We start from the raw sequence: 14068 nt of genomic DNA, 5'->3' as shown, positions 1-14068 counted from the left end.
ATTTTGTTAATAGTTTTACAGAATGATTACAAGCTTTGAAATTAGAAAATATTTTAAAACTTTGTTTGCTCTGCTGTTTGCAACACCGGGTGGTCCCTTTTTCTTAATAACTGAGGATTAACTTATGACAGCTCGTGAACAAGGCGTAGTTAAATGGTTCAACGACACTAAAGGCTTCGGCTTTATCCAACGCGCAGGCGGTGATGACGTATTCGTTCATTTCCGTGCTATTCAAGGTGACGGTCATCGTTCACTTCGTGACGGTCAACGCGTTGAATTCAGTGTTGTGCAAGGTCAAAAAGGTTTTCAAGCTGAAGAAGTTCAGCCTTTAGACTAATCTTAAATTTTTAAAATTTAAGTGGCGCTCCAATTTCTTATAAATTGGGGCGTTTTTTGTTTATAATGGGCGCAATTAAAAGTGTCTACAGTTAGAGCTCGTATTTATGTCATCAGGTTTCGAAACCCTTAATTTACATCCGCAACTTAAACAAGCGATTGATGCTTTAGGGTTTAAAGAAATGACCCCAATTCAGCAAAAAGTATTGAAATATACTTTAGCAGGTCATGATGCAATTGGTCGTGCTCAAACCGGCACAGGTAAAACAGCGGCATTTTTAGTCAGTATTATTAATGATTTGCTCACAAACCCAATTAAAGAACAACGTTTCCGTGGTGAACCACGTGCATTGATTCTTGCGCCAACACGTGAACTTGCAATTCAAATTGAAAATGATGCAAAAGATTTGGTCAAATATACCAATTTAAATGTCGTGACTTTGGTTGGCGGCGTAGATTTTGATAAGCAAAGAAAACAACTGGATCAAGGTTTTGTTGATATTTTAGTGGCAACCCCTGGTCGTTTAATTGATTTCACAGAACAAAAAGAAGTTTGGTTAGATCAAATTGAATTTTTAGTGATTGATGAAGCTGACCGTTTATTAGACATGGGCTTTATCCCATCAGTTAAACGGATTGTGCGTTTTTCGCCACGTAAAGAGCAACGTCAAACCTTAATGTTCTCGGCAACATTTAGCTATGATGTTCTCAATCTTGCCCAACAATGGTTATGTGAGCCAGTTACAGTAGAAATCGAGCCTGAAAAGAAAACCAATGCTGATGTTGAACAGCGTGTATATGTGGTCGAAAAGAAAGATAAATATCGCTTATTGCGCGAAATTTTGGCAGATGAACCCATTGAAAAAGTGATGATCTTTGCCAATCGCCGTGATCAAGTGCGTAAACTTTATGATCATTTAAAAGCAGATGGTTATAAAGTGGTGATGCTATCAGGTGAAATAGCGCAAGATAAACGTTTGAAAATGTTGGATCAATTTAAAAATGGTCAACATAATATTATGATTGCAACAGATGTTGCAGGTCGTGGTATTCATGTTGATGGCGTATCTCATGTGGTGAATTTCACTTTACCTGAACAGTCAGATGATTATGTACATCGTATTGGTCGTACAGGTCGTGCAGGTACACAGGGTGTAAGTATTAGTTTCTTGTCTGAAGATGATGCATTTAACTTACCGACTATTGAGAAAGCGATTGGGCAAAAATTGCCTTTAACGCGATTAGATGGTTATTGCTAAGTTTTTTGTTTCTTTATCAAATTGTGTTTAAAAAACCCACTTATTTAAAGTGGGTTTTTTAATGACTATTTTTAGTTTAGAAGGCTAAACGGATTAACTTGCTTTACAGCTAAAGGTCAGTGTAGTTTGATAGTCCGTATCTTTTTCAATACCGTAGTTTTTGCCCATTACTGAACCTAATACACCGGCTGCTGCAGTGATCATTTTTCCAGTCTGTTCATCGACCACACCTTTTAAACTGCCATGATATTCAGTTTTTTCATCTACTAACACTGGTGCACCTTTTTTTCCGCAAGCCTTGTTTGCTGCAGTAATGGCATTATTTTTTGCGGTAATTTGGTCTTTACCTAAGCCAGTGACTTCATACTGGTTATCTGCTTTTTGAATCGCTAAAGTTTGTGTTGGATTTGATGCACACGCAGTGAAGAGTAACGCTGAACTAGCAAGTAAAGTGATCGTTGTTAATTTATTCATATTGATTCTCAAATTCCTGTACTAAAAATTAAAAAGATACTGCTTTTAAATTAGTTATAATTTGAGCATAGAATGTGGGCTAAATATTGAGAAACATGTATAAATTTTGCAGTTTTTTTTAAGTTTATTGATGATTTGGCTTTATTTTCGAAGCCAAAGGGTATCGAAGGCATTTTTTGTGAGCAATCATGCTCATTGATAACCTAACAATAAGTTTTATGTAATATTGACAGATGCCAAGTAAATTTTGTCGGAGATAGCTTAATGATTTTAGATTATGCTAATCTTGAAACAAGTGAAATTAACCAGATAATAGATAGGTCAATGTCAGATTTAAACTTCAAAGCAGTACATGACAATATTCATCAACGTCAATCGATTGGCCATTTGGTTGAACCTGCACCTTCACACGCACAACTGAATATTGCATTTAAAGCCGCTTTAACAGCACCCGATCATCATCGTTTAAAACCCACACAATTTATTGTCGTGGATGTTGAGCAACGTGAAGCATTTGGTGCATTACTGGCACAATCTATTGCTGACTTAGGTGAATTAGATCCAGCCCAAGTTGAACGGGTAAAACTTCATCCTTTTAGAGCGCCTATTTTGGTGCTTGCCGTGACTAAATTTCAGGATCACCCTAAAGTGCCTTTTTTTGAACAAACGCTGAGTTCAGGGGCTGCAATTGAAAACTTTTTATTGTCGATGCAGGCACAAGGTTTCGCAACCATGTGGAGGAGTGGGGCGGTTGTTGAATCTAAATTATTAAAATCAGCACTGGGTTTAGCTGAACGAGATTTAATTTCAGGCATTATTTATGTTGGCACAGCGGCAAAAGCAATTGCCCCACGTGCAGAGATTGAAACAACACAATATGTTCATTTTTGGCAAGCTTGAATCAAAAAGTTATTGATATTTTCAGGTTGAAAAGTCATTGGGTTATTAGGATAAGCATTTTAGGATAACAATAAATGTCGGATTTACAATTTAAAGATTTAGTTGAACCTATTGTATTGGGTCAGAAAACAGCGTTGCGTGTGACTGTACTGGGTGGTGGTAGTTTCGGTACAGCAATGGCAAATACAGCAGTACGTAATGGTTGTGACACCATGATTTGGATTCGCGATGAAAGTATCGCAGCTGAAATTAATGCGACTCATGTTAATAAACGCTATTTACCTGATTTTCAATTGGAGACGGGTTTACGTGCTGAGTCAAATTTAGAAGATGCAGTGCGTGATCGCGATATTATTTTGGTGGCAATTCCAAGCCATTCTTTTCGTGATGTTTTACGTCAAATTAAACCGTTTATTAGTGCACAAGCTGTTGTTTCATTAACCAAAGGCATCGAAGCAAAAACCTTTAGCTTTATGAGTGACATTATTCGTGAAGAGCTTCCTGAAGTTCCTTATGGTGTTCTTTCAGGGCCTAACTTAGCCAAAGAAATTGTTGCAGGACAACCAGCAGGTACAGTGATTGCCAGTGATAGTGAATTAGTACGTTATGCCGTTCAACAAGCACTACATAGTGCATTGTTTCGAGTGTTTGGCAGTGACGATGTACATGGTGTTGAGCTGGGTGGAGCACTTAAAAATATTTATGCTGTTGCAATGGGAATGGCTGCTGCTTATAAAGTAGGTGAAAATACCAAGAGTATGATTTTAACCCGTGCTTTGGCTGAAATGAGTCGCTTTGCAGTTAAGTTGGGGGCAAATCCTTTAACATTCTTAGGTTTGTCTGGTGTGGGTGATCTTTTCGCAACCTGTAACAGCCCGTTGAGCCGAAATTATCAAGTTGGTTTTGCCTTAGGTTCTGGAAAGACACTGGAACAAGCAACCTCTGAATTGGGGCAAACTGCTGAAGGGATCAACACTATTGTACAAGTCAATGCACGTGCAAAGGAGTTGGATGTCTATATGCCAATTACCACTGCATTGTATGAAGTTATTTTTGAAGGTGCGCCGCCACTGAATATTGCCGTTTCTTTGATGAAGAATGGGCATCGTAGTGATGTAGAGTTTGTGCTTCCGCATAACGAAGTTTAATCGTGTGTTGTTGGGACAATATTCAAAACTTTAGAGATGGATTTGTAACAAAGCCTCGTTATAATCAGTGCAGTATTAAAAAGGAAATCTTATGCAACTGACTTTGGTGCGTCATGGTGAAGCAGCTCCACCCGTCAATGGGGTGGACAGTAAACGGCCTTTAACACAACGTGGGCATTTACAAGCACAACAAACGGCTAATTTTTTAAAAGAAATCGTGCAGCCGGATGTATTTGTTGTCAGCACTTTATTAAGAGCACAAGAAACATTGGCGCACATACAAACGTACTTCCCGAATATATCTGTATTGGTCTGTGACAAAATAAAGCCAGATGATGATGCAAAATTAGCAATCGAATGGTTGTCACAATTGCCATTTGAACGTATTGTGGTGGTATGTCATATGAATGTTGTGGCACACATTGCAGAACAACTGACACATGAGCATTTTAATCCTTTTGCCTTGGCAGAGGCTCGTATTTATGAGCAAACTGTGATTGCAAATGGTCTATCTACACAAGATAAAGCCTTTATTCCAACTGTATAAAAGCATTGTTAAAAGAACTTAACGGCAGAAAACGATAAATGTTGTACTTATGGATGCCTGAAGCCAATGGGGTTTGGCAGTGGTCTCGAGGAAGTGATTGGACTAAATCTTCGAGCCTAGAACAATTAATACAAGATATTAAACTTTACCAAGGTGAAGAAGCTGTGGTCTTCTTCCCAAGTCGTGAAGTGCAAATTCTTCAACAGAAATTTAGTAAAACTCAATATAAACAATTGGGTGTAGATGGTGTCAAATATTTATTAGAAGAATATGTGATTTTGCCGATTGATCAGATGAAAGTGTTTTCACACTTTCAACAACCCGATCAGGTTTCAATATTGGGGATTCATCAATATGCTGTCACCACAATGCAGCATTCCTTGTCATTGATTCCGTTAAAAATCGTCTCTTTATTACCTGACTTTTTGATGCTGCCTGTACCAGAAGTCGGACAGACGATTTTGGCCAATGTCAACGGACAGTTATTGGTTCGAGAAGGCGAGTTCCTTGGTAATTCGATTGATGATCTGAATGTATATTTGGATTTCGCTGATCGAGAGAAAAGCTATTTATATAGCGGATTGACAGATGAGCAAGCGGTCAGCTTATTTGCCATTGCTACAGCGGATCAGCGTGAGCCTTTTGATTATCAATTTAGTGAAATAAAAAAACCGAAACTACATCCTTATAATGTATTGCCAAAAGCCAAGCAAGCCAATCAAGGTGTTTCCCGTTATTGGCAAGCCTGTGCAGTTTTGGTGGTTGTTTTGATCATTGCGCAATTGAGTTACGATGCTTTGCGTTGGATTAAGCTGAAGAAAGTTGCGGATCAAACTGCTTTGATTGCAGTGGATCAGTACAAAAAATGGTTTCCAAATGAGCAACGGATTACAGAAGAGTCTGTAGAACGTCAGTTTAAAAATAAATTGGCTTTAAGTCAGAGTGCAAATACCCAAGCTTTACAATTACTCAGTCGTGTTGGGCCAATTTTAATGCAGCATCAGATTATTGCCAGTCGTGTAAATTATGATACAGCAGTGTTAAATATGGATCTGGTGGCGAAAAATGCTGAAGGCTTACAAACCTTGGTGACGCAACTGAATCAACAAGGCTTTAAAGCAGAATTAGGCAATGTTCAGACGCAAGGTGCATCTGTCGTTGGTTTGGTGAAGATACAATAATGAAAACAATGGAAAATGTGCAAAATCGACTGGATGTATGGTCTGAGAAAATCGCAGAGAATTTAGAAAAAATATCTCCACGTGAACGTGTCATGGTTATTTTCACCACGATTTTTGTCATTGTGGCAATTGTGGGTACGGCGTTGTGGTACACCCATAAAGCTGCCGAAAAACAGCAAGCACGTTTAAATCAGATGAAAGATCTTGTGGTGTGGATGCAGAGTAATGTAGTGACCATGAAGCCCGCAGATGATTTGGCCTTAACCACTGCAGATAAAATTCAGCGTGTGGCACAACAACAAGGACTTTCGGTTGCCTCGCAGCAAGTGGGTGAGCAATTTCAGATTATTGCACAACATCAAAACTATGCGGTTTTAGCTAACTTTTTAACCCAAATTGCCCAAATGGGTGTGAGTTTGGAAAAGATGGAGTTAGCCAAAGAAGGTGGGCAGATTAAATTAACAGCGACGGTACAGTAGTAGTGAAAATAAACACAGTTCAAGCATAGCCTTTTCAACATACTGTGCCTATAATATGGCAACTTAAAAAGCAGTAGACTTTTGTAGCTATGATGTATTCACTTGCTCGCCCTTTGTTGTTTTCTTTAGCACCAGAGCGTGCACATGAACTCACATTATCCATGCTTAAATCTGCCCATAAAATGGGGGCGATTCGTCAAACTGTAGCTGCCAAACCAGTCACTTGCATGGGAATTGAGTTTCCAAATCCAGTTGGTTTAGCAGCGGGACTGGATAAAAATGGCGCTTATATCGATGCCTTAGCGGGTTTAGGATTTGGTTTTATTGAAATTGGAACCATTACGCCTAAGCCACAAGAGGGCAATCCCAAGCCACGCCTTTTCCGTATTCCTCAAGCCAAAGCAATTATTAACCGTATGGGGTTTAATAATGATGGTGTGGATCAATTGGTTGAGAATGTTAAAGCCGCAAAATTTAAAGGCATTCTTGGTATCAATATTGGTAAAAATGCCACCACACCAGTTGAAGATGCAGTTTCTGATTATTTAGTTTGTCTTGAAAAAGTTTATAACTACGCATCTTATATTACTGTTAATATCTCATCTCCAAACACCAAGAATTTACGTTCTTTACAAAGTGGCCATGCGCTCACTGAACTTTTGGAAACACTCAAAAAACGTCAGTTAGAGTTGGCAGAAGAATTGCAGCACTATGTTCCTTTAGTGTTGAAAGTTGCACCAGATCTAGAAGCTTCAGATATCGAATTTATTGCATCACAATTGTTGCAGTTTAAAATTGATGGATTGATTGTGACCAATACAACATTATCCCGTGAGGGTGTTGAAGGTTTGCCATTTGGTGATGAAGCGGGTGGTTTGTCAGGTGCGCCCGTATTTGAAAAGAGCACGGCATGTTTGGCGGCTTTTTCAAAAATTTTACAAGGTAAAATTCCTTTAATAGGTGTTGGTGGCATTTTATCTGGTGAACAAGCTGTTGCAAAACAACAAGCCGGTGCAAGCTTAGTCCAAATTTATAGTGGTATGATCTATACAGGTCCTACACTCATTAAAGACTGTGTTGACGCTATGATTTAAAATATGAATACCTTAGACATTATTATTCTGATTCTATTGCTCATTGGAGGGCTAAACGGTTTGCGACAAGGATTCGTGAAAGCCTTTGCGAACTTGATAGGATGGATTTTTGCACTGATTGTCGGTGCTAAATATGCCAATATCATCGCACCTTCAATGTCTGCACTCAGTCAGGATCCTGTGGTGCAGAAAATTGCTGCATTTGCTTTTATTGTCTTGGTCATTATTGTTTTAACATGGATTGTCACCGCCTTACTCAATCAGATTTTAAAAACTTTAAAACTCGGGCCGTTAAATCGTTTAGCTGGAAGTGCTTTAGGGACCTTGAAAGGTTTGTTCATCGTCCTCATTACTATGCAAGGTTTGGGACCGTGGGTTGAAAGTTCTCCAACGTGGAAACAATCCAAATTCATTCAGACGCTGTTACCATTTGCACCTTTGGCATCTGAAATCTCTAAAGATGCTGCAAATGAAGCATTACATCATATACATTCAGAAGATCGTTCCGATGATACTTCTGTAACTAAGGCTGATCGATCATCGGATACTCAAAGCGATGAAAAATCAGCACATTCGACAAAGAATCCGTTTTATTAGTCCTAGCTGGTCTGCGAGGTAGTTATGTGTGGAGTCGTTGGTATAGCAGGTAAAGCACCTGTAAACCAAATGTTATTTGATGCGTTGACGATGTTACAACATCGTGGGCAAGATGCGGCTGGGATTGTGACTTGTCATAATGGACGTCTTTTTCTAAGAAAAGATAATGGTATGGTACGTGATGTATTTCATACTCGCCACATGCGCGCATTACTCGGTAACTATGGTATTGGTCACGTGCGTTATCCAACTGCTGGTTCTTCAAGTAGTGCAGAAGCGCAGCCTTTCTATGTAAACTCACCTTATGGGATTACATTGGCGCATAATGGTAACTTAACCAATGCGGCTGATATTCACGATGACTTATTCAAAACTGACTTACGTCATATGAATACGGACTCAGACTCAGAAGTATTGCTAAACGTTTTTGCTCATGAATTGCAAAAATGTGCATCATTAACGCCAATGCCTGAAGATATTTTTCATACAGTTAAACGTGTACATGAGCGTTGTAAAGGTGCTTATGGTGTCGTTGCAATGATCACAGGGCATGGTATCGTAGGTTTTCGTGATCCGAATGGTATTCGTCCACTGATCTATGGTTCACGTTTAACTGAAAATGGTGAAACAGAATATATTATCGCTTCTGAATCTGTTGCGATTACCGCGTTAGGTTTTAAAGTAGAACGTGATATTGAGCCTGGTGAAGCGATCTTTATCAATTCAAAAGGTGAGTTCTTTTCACAACAGTGTGCGGCAAATTCGCGTTACCGCCCATGTATTTTTGAATATGTGTACTTTGCGCGTCCTGATGCAACCATCGATGGTATTTCGGTATATAAAGCACGCTTGAAAATGGGTGAAACCCTTGCGAAGAAAATTCTTCGTGAATGGGGTGATATGCATGACATCGATGTGGTAATTCCAATTCCAGATACGAGCCGTACTTCTGCTTTAGAATTGGCAAATATGTTGGGTGTGAAATTCCGTGAAGGTTTTATGAAAAACCGTTATATCGGTCGTACCTTTATTATGCCGGGTCAGCAACAACGTACCAAATCTGTTCGTCAAAAACTCAACCCTGTAGAGCTTGAGTTTAAAGGTAAGAACGTTTTGTTGGTTGATGATTCGATTGTACGTGGTACCACTTGTAATGAAATCATTCAAATGGCACGTGATGCGGGTGCGAAAAAAGTCTATTTTGCTTCTGCTGCACCAATGGTGAAATATCCAAATGTGTACGGTATTGATATGCCAGCAAAAGCAGAGTTGATTGCTTCACATCGTAGTGTTGAGGAAATTCAGGACATTATTGGTGCTGATCGTTTAATCTTCCAAGACTTGGATGATTTAAAAGCGGCAGTAAGAACCAGTAAAGTACCTGTCATTCAAGATTTTGATTGTTCAGTATTCGACGGTGTTTATGTTACAGGCGATATTGATGAGCAATATTTAACTGATCTTGAGCAAAGTCGTAGTGATACTGCGAAAAAAGAAAAAGATGGTTATATTGATGTCAATATCGATGCAGCATCTGTGGATTTAAGCGGTATCAAAGAAGAAATGTAAGCAACTTTGATTTACATTGAGAAAAAGCGGGAAGTTCCCGCTTTTTTCATTTATAGTATTTTGCAATGTAATGAGGAATTTTACATTGAAAGATGTCAGCCATTATTTGATAAAAAACAAGAATATGTTGTGGTCTGCAAGTATTTGCTTACTTGCGGTCATTTTGACCATTTTTATTCTAAATACTGTTTTAGGATTGCTGGTTCACTATGTGGATCCAGATCAAGAGATCTGGTGGAATATCCTCAGTCCTTACTGTGTTGGTTTGATCATTGTCATCATTGGTTGGTCAATTGCATATGAATTTTATGTGTTCCGTACAGGTGGTCACTCACTTGCAAAGCAATTAAAAGCCCGTCGTTTAAGTCAAATTGAAAGCACTCCGGAAGAAAGTGTGGCCTTAAAACTCGCAGATAAATTTGCAGAGACTTTTGAGATTGATGCTCCTACATTATATGTATTGCCAGATGAAGTTGGGGTTAATGCTTTAACTGCTGGGTTTCATCCAAGAGATACGGTGATTATCTTGACCTGGGGCGCATTACAGAATCTGGATGAATTAGAACTTTATGGTTTATTAGGGCATGAGTTTAATCAAATTCTATCCGGTGAAGCACGAGAAAATACCCGACTTAAAATTTTATATAGTGGTTTAATTACCTTTAGTCAGTTGGGAAGCAAAATCGCAAAGCAGGGCTTTAATCGTTATAACGCCAAGGGAAATCAGCATAAATTTGAAACCAGTTTTGTCGCAGTGGGTGGGGTGATTTGGCTACTCGGCAGTATGGGGATTTTAATTAATCGTTTGATTAAATATTTCACTTTGGGTGGGCGTACTTTTTATAACGATTATAAAACTAAAAAATTATTGCTCAATAATGCCAATGTACAAACCTTATTGCGTATCTATGTCCATCATGCAGGTTCTCAAATTCATAGTGAGTTTTCTGAAGCCATTGCGCATATGTGTTTTGCCAATTCCTTAAGTCCGCAAAGTTGGTTAAATATCCATCCAAGTATTGAAGACCGTATTTATGAGTTAAATCCGACACTGTTACAGGATCTACAGCTGGAAAATTTAAAAAAATTACGTAGTCAGCCTTTATTTAGTTTGTTACGCCCTTTGGAAGAATCAACAGGGGACGTTTATAACCCATGGGTATCTCCACAGCCTTTACCTTTATTACGCTTATCCCCAATTAGTTTTGCCTTAAACGATGCAATTAAACCTTTAAATCCAGAAGTACGCCGTCAAATTGAGCGTTCAGACTTGATTCAGCGTGCTATGCAAACGGCAACGGGTTCTCGTGAGGTAATGGTCGCCATCTTAATGATTCGACAGTATCGCGAGTTTATTCCGTCTGATGCGGAGGTAAGTCGTGCCATTATTGACTCACTTTTAAATTTAGATGGTCGGGTACATATTCAAATTTTCCATGATGCCTGTGAAAACCTTGGTAATATGCCTGCGACCAGTGCACGTCAATTTGTCACCAAGCTTGCGAAAATTATTCAAGAAGATGGTGAGATTGGTTTGTTGGATGCATTGCTGATTGAGCGTGTAAAAGCTGAATTGCATTTGTTGCCGATGCATACACCGTCATCCTTGGAAACGGTGAAGCCACAAATTGTGCGCTTGATTGATGCCTTGCTGCATGTACAGCAAATTAACAGTGCCAATCAGCTTGATGTGCGCTATGAGATTTTAGAACGGGTTTTGTCTAAGGATGAGTTAGAACTGTTTGAAGAAATCTCAGATGAACCTATTGATTTGGGTGAAATATTAAATGATATTGCAGGGTTATTATTACGTGATCGCCTGAGTATTTTGGGTGTGGCTGAAATTTGTTTGTGGAATGATCGAATTATTACCCAAGATGAATTAGATGTACTGCAATTGCTGTATTGGCGACTTGGCTTTGCCACAGATGATATCGTAGACCAAATGCAGAAAAAGAACAGTGTGATGATTATTTAATAAGGGTAAAGTGAGTTGTAGATAAAGCAATCATAGCAATGATAATAAAAAGAATTAGATGGGAAGTGCTAACACCACTTGATCTCAAGCGGTGTTAGAAATAACTTTGAATTAACTCGCCATCGCATCGACAGAAAGCTCAGCCACGGTTGGCTTGGCTTTTTCTGCTTTTAGACCTAGCTTATTAAACAATTGTTTGTCTTTGCCTTCACCAGCATTTGGTGTGGTTAATAATTTTTCACCACTAAATAGCGAGTTTGCACCTGCCATAAAGGCTAAAGCTTGATCTGAGTCAGTGAGCGATTCACGGCCAGCAGAAAGACGGATATAGCTGTGTGGCATAATAATACGCGCAACCGCAATCGTACGAATCCATTCTGTGACATCAAGTTTTTCAACATCTGCAAGTGGCGTGCCTTCAATTGGAACAAGCATATTGATAGGTACAGATTCAGGATGAACAGGCAGGGTTGCTAATTCATGTAATAAACCAATACGATCATTACGATTTTCACCCAATCCAACAATACCGCCACTACAGACTTTCATCCCCGCATTACGGACATGATCCAAGGTGTCTAAGCGATCATCAAAAGTACGGGTGCTGATGATATGTGAATAGTATTCACGCGATGTATCTAAGTTATGATTGTAATAATCTAGGCCTGCTGCATGTAAACGTTCAGCTTGTGATTGATTGAGCATACCCAGTGTCATACAGGTTTCTAAACCTAATGCTTTAACTTCGCGCACCATTTCGAGGACATAAGGCATATCACGCTCATGTGGGTTTCGCCATGCTGCACCCATACAAAAACGTGAAGAACCTGATTCAATGGCTTCTTTTGCTTCACTGATCACTTTATCAACTGCAATACGTTTTTCAGCTTCTAATTTTGAATCATAGCGTGCAGATTGCGAACAATATTTGCAATCTTCAGGGCACTTACCAGTTTTAATTGAAAGTAAAGTACTGACTTGGATGGTATTGGCATCAAAGTGTTCACGATGAGTTTGCTGTGCTTTGAAAACTAAGTCTAAAAAAGGCTGTTCATATAAAGCTTGAATTTCTTCACGAGCCCAGTCATTACGTACTGTCATTAATTAAATCCATGATAATCATTATCTATCCCTGTATATAATACATAATTCATGCCAATTCCATAGGGCAAAAAAGTCCAAATACGATGGTATCTTACGATTAAAAAGATCAAGAGTATAGAAAACTAAAATTATAAATATAGTTGCAAAGTTAACCACATTCCTTGTGATTTACTCACAAAATTTTAACTTTAATTTTTATTAACTTCAGTGTATTGGTGATTAAAATATTCAAAAATTACGAACTTTGCAACGATCTGTAAATTATCACTCGGCACAATTTAAGGGCATCAATGGGCTGAAATTTGGTGTTGTTTAGCATTTTGCTCGGTAATAGCCCAATCAATATGGACTTGCACAACTTCATCATGTAAGGCTCTATTTTGGGTCAATGCTGCAATAATTTGGGCTGAATACGGTGCATTACCTAAGCCAATTGCAATATTGCGCATAAAGCTTTGAAAGCCTGTACGTCGGATGGGGCTACCCTCAGTACAATTGAGGAAGGTTTGTTCATCCCATTGCCATAAATCCAATAAGTTAATATCGTCTAGGCCATGACGTGGGTTAAAGTCTTCAATCGAAGCTTTTTTGGCAAAACTGTTCCAAGGACAAATTAGTTGACAGTCATCACAGCCAAAAACACGGTTACCAATACTACGTCTTAACTCTTCAGGAATGATTCCCTTATATTCGATGGTTAAATAGGCGATACATCTGCGCGCATCCAGCATATACGGCTCAACAATCGCTTGAGTTGGGCAAATATCGATACAGGCTGAGCATGAACCACAATGATGCGTTGCTGGTTCATCAAAGGGCAAATCAAGTGAAGTAAATAATTCACCTAAAACAAAAAAAGAACCCGATTTTTTATGAATCAATAAAGTATGTTTACCGGTCCATCCCATCCCCGCACTTTCTGCCAGTGATTTTTCAAACACCGGCGCTGAGTCCGCAAAGGGACGGGATTCAAACGGACCAACTTTTTCTTTAATGAGGGTTGCCAAGGTTTTTAGCCGACCACGCATGATTTTATGATAGTCACGTCCACGTGCATAACGGGCAATAATTGCTGCATTGGGCTCATCTGGTACATAACGCGGTTTTGGTGTTTCCACCAAATAATTCATTCGTACACAGATGATACTTTTTGTGCCTGGAACCAGTAGTGTAGGATCCGCTCTTTTATCTAAATTTTCTTCTAAAAACTTCATATCGCCATGGTATCCGCGTTTTAAATATTCTTTAAATCGTGGTAATTCAGCTTGAGCATCAGGACGAGCAATGACACAATCAGCAAAGCCCAGTTGCACAGCCTGTTGTTTGATCCAAGATTTTAGTTCTTGAAGATCAAGCTGTTGCAAGGGAATGGATTGCGAAGTTAAAGTTGCCGACATAATGA

General features: G+C 39.0%; 14 protein-coding genes. 11 read left to right on the top strand and 3 right to left on the bottom strand.

Annotation, left to right across the window (positions count from 1 at the left end; all coding sequences use genetic code 11):
- The first annotated feature begins 124 nt into the window (after positions 1 to 124).
- Positions 125 to 337 carry a cold-shock protein gene (locus GJV03_RS02005; RefSeq protein WP_004822370.1) on the top strand — a complete coding sequence of 71 codons (213 nt, stop codon included), beginning with the start codon at positions 125 to 127 and terminating at the stop codon, positions 335 to 337.
- Positions 338 to 443: 106 nt separating this feature from the next.
- Positions 444 to 1595 (top strand): ATP-dependent RNA helicase RhlB, encoded by a 1152-nt coding sequence (gene rhlB, locus GJV03_RS02000; RefSeq protein ID WP_004719428.1) that lies wholly within the window; start codon positions 444 to 446, stop codon positions 1593 to 1595.
- A 93-nt stretch (positions 1596 to 1688) separates the two neighbouring features.
- Here rhlB and GJV03_RS01995 read toward each other — a convergent pair whose 3' ends face one another.
- Positions 1689 to 2069 carry a hypothetical protein gene (locus tag GJV03_RS01995; protein ID WP_004719430.1) on the bottom strand — a complete coding sequence of 127 codons (381 nt, stop codon included), beginning with the start codon at positions 2067 to 2069 and terminating at the stop codon, positions 1689 to 1691.
- A gap of 324 nt (positions 2070 to 2393) precedes the next feature.
- On the opposite strand from GJV03_RS01995, the gene GJV03_RS01990 reads away from it, so the two are divergent.
- The 9 genes from GJV03_RS01990 to GJV03_RS01950 all read left to right on the top strand — a co-directional run bounded on the left by GJV03_RS01990 (position 2394) and on the right by GJV03_RS01950 (position 11562).
- Positions 2394 to 2969, top strand: coding sequence for a nitroreductase family protein (locus tag GJV03_RS01990; RefSeq protein WP_035371016.1), 576 nt, complete (start codon positions 2394 to 2396; stop codon positions 2967 to 2969).
- A gap of 74 nt (positions 2970 to 3043) precedes the next feature.
- The gene (locus GJV03_RS01985) at positions 3044 to 4117 is read left to right on the top strand and encodes an NAD(P)H-dependent glycerol-3-phosphate dehydrogenase (protein ID WP_105713717.1); all 1074 of its coding nucleotides are present in this window, start codon (positions 3044 to 3046) and stop codon (positions 4115 to 4117) included.
- Positions 4118 to 4208: 91 nt separating this feature from the next.
- Positions 4209 to 4664 carry a phosphoglycerate mutase family protein gene (locus tag GJV03_RS01980; RefSeq protein WP_004822364.1) on the top strand — a complete coding sequence of 152 codons (456 nt, stop codon included), beginning with the start codon at positions 4209 to 4211 and terminating at the stop codon, positions 4662 to 4664.
- 38 nt (positions 4665 to 4702) lie between these two features.
- A complete protein-coding gene (gspL, locus tag GJV03_RS01975) occupies positions 4703 to 5845 on the top strand; it encodes a type II secretion system protein GspL (protein ID WP_004719438.1) in 1143 nt (380 codons plus the stop codon).
- On the top strand, positions 5845 to 6324 hold the full coding sequence (gene gspM, locus GJV03_RS01970; RefSeq protein WP_154129353.1) for a type II secretion system protein GspM: 480 nt from the start codon (positions 5845 to 5847) through the stop codon (positions 6322 to 6324). The genes gspL and gspM overlap by 1 nt, the downstream gene beginning before the upstream one ends.
- Positions 6325 to 6413: 89 nt before the next feature.
- Positions 6414 to 7418, top strand: coding sequence for a quinone-dependent dihydroorotate dehydrogenase (locus GJV03_RS01965; protein ID WP_004719442.1), 1005 nt, complete (start codon positions 6414 to 6416; stop codon positions 7416 to 7418).
- A gap of 3 nt (positions 7419 to 7421) precedes the next feature.
- A complete protein-coding gene (locus tag GJV03_RS01960; RefSeq protein WP_004719444.1) occupies positions 7422 to 8015 on the top strand; it encodes a CvpA family protein in 594 nt (197 codons plus the stop codon).
- A gap of 24 nt (positions 8016 to 8039) precedes the next feature.
- Positions 8040 to 9584 (top strand): amidophosphoribosyltransferase, encoded by a 1545-nt coding sequence (gene purF, locus GJV03_RS01955; protein WP_056512722.1) that lies wholly within the window; start codon positions 8040 to 8042, stop codon positions 9582 to 9584.
- A gap of 85 nt (positions 9585 to 9669) precedes the next feature.
- Positions 9670 to 11562 (top strand): M48 family metalloprotease, encoded by a 1893-nt coding sequence (locus tag GJV03_RS01950; protein ID WP_004822360.1) that lies wholly within the window; start codon positions 9670 to 9672, stop codon positions 11560 to 11562.
- Between the two features lie 111 nt (positions 11563 to 11673).
- Here the strand turns inward: GJV03_RS01950 and bioB are convergent, their stop codons facing one another.
- Both bioB and queG read right to left on the bottom strand, forming a co-directional pair.
- On the bottom strand, positions 11674 to 12663 hold the full coding sequence (bioB, locus tag GJV03_RS01945) for a biotin synthase BioB (RefSeq protein ID WP_004719449.1): 990 nt from the start codon (positions 12661 to 12663) through the stop codon (positions 11674 to 11676).
- Between the two features lie 290 nt (positions 12664 to 12953).
- Positions 12954 to 14063 (bottom strand): tRNA epoxyqueuosine(34) reductase QueG, encoded by a 1110-nt coding sequence (queG, locus tag GJV03_RS01940; protein ID WP_154129352.1) that lies wholly within the window; start codon positions 14061 to 14063, stop codon positions 12954 to 12956.
- Positions 14064 to 14068: the final 5 nt, after the last annotated feature.

The sequence above is a fragment of the Acinetobacter sp. RIT698 genome (assembly GCF_009668065.1).
GTDB lineage: Bacteria > Pseudomonadota > Gammaproteobacteria > Pseudomonadales > Moraxellaceae > Acinetobacter > Acinetobacter guillouiae.
Note: the sequence above shows the minus strand (reverse complement) of the source record. Positions and strands in the feature narration are given on the sequence as shown.

Excerpts from the sequence above, each read along its gene's own strand:
- GJV03_RS02005 (WP_004822370.1), top strand. The coding sequence starts at position 125 with ATGACAGCTCGTGAACAAGGCGTAGTTAAATGGTTCAACGACACTAAA.
- rhlB (WP_004719428.1), top strand. The coding sequence starts at position 444 with ATGTCATCAGGTTTCGAAACCCTTAATTTACATCCGCAACTTAAACAA.
- GJV03_RS01995 (WP_004719430.1), bottom strand. The coding sequence starts at position 2,069 with ATGAATAAATTAACAACGATCACTTTACTTGCTAGTTCAGCGTTACTC.
- GJV03_RS01990 (WP_035371016.1), top strand. The coding sequence starts at position 2,394 with ATGTCAGATTTAAACTTCAAAGCAGTACATGACAATATTCATCAACGT.
- GJV03_RS01985 (WP_105713717.1), top strand. The coding sequence starts at position 3,044 with ATGTCGGATTTACAATTTAAAGATTTAGTTGAACCTATTGTATTGGGT.
- GJV03_RS01980 (WP_004822364.1), top strand. The coding sequence starts at position 4,209 with ATGCAACTGACTTTGGTGCGTCATGGTGAAGCAGCTCCACCCGTCAAT.
- gspL (WP_004719438.1), top strand. The coding sequence starts at position 4,703 with ATGTTGTACTTATGGATGCCTGAAGCCAATGGGGTTTGGCAGTGGTCT.
- gspM (WP_154129353.1), top strand. The coding sequence starts at position 5,845 with ATGAAAACAATGGAAAATGTGCAAAATCGACTGGATGTATGGTCTGAG.
- GJV03_RS01965 (WP_004719442.1), top strand. The coding sequence starts at position 6,414 with ATGATGTATTCACTTGCTCGCCCTTTGTTGTTTTCTTTAGCACCAGAG.
- GJV03_RS01960 (WP_004719444.1), top strand. The coding sequence starts at position 7,422 with ATGAATACCTTAGACATTATTATTCTGATTCTATTGCTCATTGGAGGG.
- purF (WP_056512722.1), top strand. The coding sequence starts at position 8,040 with ATGTGTGGAGTCGTTGGTATAGCAGGTAAAGCACCTGTAAACCAAATG.
- bioB (WP_004719449.1), bottom strand. The coding sequence starts at position 12,663 with ATGACAGTACGTAATGACTGGGCTCGTGAAGAAATTCAAGCTTTATAT.
- queG (WP_154129352.1), bottom strand. The coding sequence starts at position 14,063 with ATGTCGGCAACTTTAACTTCGCAATCCATTCCCTTGCAACAGCTTGAT.